2 protein-coding genes are annotated in these 2,269 nt (G+C 40.7%); both read left to right on the plus strand.

What is annotated here, in order from left to right; translation table 11 throughout:
- Positions 1–374 precede the first annotated feature (374 nt).
- Positions 375–1,853 (plus strand): hypothetical protein, encoded by a 1,479-nt coding sequence (locus Q0212_RS11140; RefSeq protein WP_297925454.1) that lies wholly within the window; start codon positions 375–377, stop codon positions 1,851–1,853.
- Positions 1,850–2,113 carry a VRR-NUC domain-containing protein gene (locus Q0212_RS11145; protein ID WP_297925456.1) on the plus strand — a complete coding sequence of 88 codons (264 nt, stop codon included), beginning with the start codon at positions 1,850–1,852 and terminating at the stop codon, positions 2,111–2,113. Before Q0212_RS11140 ends, Q0212_RS11145 begins: the two co-directional genes overlap by 4 nt.
- Positions 2,114–2,269 lie beyond the last annotated feature (156 nt).

Consider the following 2,269-nt stretch of genomic DNA (forward strand, 5'->3'; position numbering starts at 1 on the left):
GCGCCTTTTTTATAACTAAAACGGGACACCCCCACATGATAATTTTAGACTGTGAGACTTATAAAAACTATTTTCTAGTATCAATGCTTGATACAGATAGCGGCAAGATAAGAGATTTTGAGCTTTTCGATGGTCAAGACTTTGACAGTAAAACAGTATCAGCAATACTCAAGAAACACACGACACTTGGTTTTAACTCATCAAACTACGATATGCCCCTCATAATTGCCGCCTTAAGTGGCCATAACAATGCGGATATAAAACAGATAAGTGATGAAATTATTAACGGCGGGAGTTGGGTAACAAGGGGGGAAGAAGGCCTCATAACTTTTTTTGTGGAAACGCCAAAGTGGGAAATACATCAAAGAAGAAAAATGATTAAAGAATATTACCATTTTGACCATATCGACATTATGCCGTTACCCATTGGCCAAGCCTCGCTAAAAATCTATGGCGGCAGATTACACGCGCCAAAGATGCAAGAATTGCCTATTGAGCCAAACGCACTCATAAACGCATCACAACGCGCTGTGTTGCGTGAGTATTGTCACAATGACCTAGAAGTCACACGGCTATTGTACGAAGCGTTAAAGCCACAAATTGAGTTAAGAGAAAAGATGGGCGCACAATACGGGATTGACTTGCGTTCTAATTCTGACGCGCAAATCGCTGAAAGTGTCATAAAGCACGAATTAGAAGCCAAAGATATAGACTGTACGCGCCCCACTGTGAAAATAGGTACAAAATACAAATACACCACGCCTAAGCACATTACATTTAAAAGCCAATTATTTAATGACTTGGTGACAATGATTGAACGTGTAGATTTTGTTGTAGGTGCTAATGGTCAAATTGCACTACCTGACGAACTACTCAAAAAGATTAGTTATGATGGTGCAGAATATCAACTCGGCATAGGTGGTATCCATTCGTGCGAATCGTCACAAGCCATTATTGCTAAAGATGATGAATTGCTTTTTGACGTTGACGTGGCCAGTTATTACCCGTACCTAATCATTGACGGTAAATACTACCCAAAACATTTAACGCCTGAATTTTTGACAGTTTACGAATCAATCGTGAATCGGCGTATTGAAGCTAAACGCAAAAAAGACACTGTGACTGCTGATTCACTTAAAATTACAGTCAATGGTTCGTTTGGTAAGTTTGGCTCTAAATACTCTTTTTTATATTCGCCTGATTTATTGATTAACACCACACTCACAGGTCAATTAACATTATTGATGCTGATTGAGCGTATCACGTTAGCTGGCGGTAGTGTCAAAAGTGCCAATACTGACGGCATAGTCATATTGTGCAAGCGTGATAACGTGCAGGCCATACGCGACACCGTAAGCCTGTTTGAGCTAGACACCATATTTAATATGGAATATACAGAATATCGCGCCTTGTACTCGATAAACGTCAATAACTATTTAGCCGTAAAACCTAACGGAACGACCAAAGGCAAAGGACAATTTGCTATAGGTGGACTCGCTAAAAACCCAACAAACACAATCAGCGTAAAAGCCGCTATTGCGTACCTGACAAAAAAAACGCCGATAAAAGATACAATTTTACACTGTCAAGATATACGCGACTTTATAACATTGCGTACAGTGCAAGGTGGCGCGATAAAAGACGGCGTGTTATTGGGTAAAGCTATCAGATGGTATCACTCGACAAGCGAACAGGGCGCGATACACTACGCCAAAAACAACAATAAAGTACCAAAGTCAGACGGCGCAAAGCCTGTCATGGATTATCCCGATACATTGCCAACAGATATTGATTACCAGTTTTATATTCAAGAAGCTAAAAACATCATAAAAAGCACAGGCGTATCATTATGAAAGAATCAGACTTAGAAAAGAAACTCGTTAGTCACATTACTAAATTAGGCGGTATTGCTTATAAGTTTTCATCGCCTAATCGCAAAAGCGTACCCGATAGATTGTGCATCATGCCCAATGGCCGCGCCTTCTTTGTTGAGCTAAAAGCCGAAGGCAAAACACCAACACCCCTACAACGCCACGAACACGAATTATTACGCGCTTTAGGTCATACAGTGCTACTTATTGACTCACTGGAGGCCATATATGCCATCGCGTAACGACTTGCACAAATACCAAGAGAGAATGGTTAACTTCATCTACAACACACCTAAATGCGCGTTATGGGCAGGACTAGGACTAGGTAAAACAATCACCACACTAACCGCTATCGTTGACCTAATCGACAGCATGACAGTATCTAAAGTGCTGATTGT

Source organism: uncultured Agitococcus sp. (assembly GCF_937920075.1).
GTDB lineage: Bacteria > Pseudomonadota > Gammaproteobacteria > Pseudomonadales > Moraxellaceae > Agitococcus.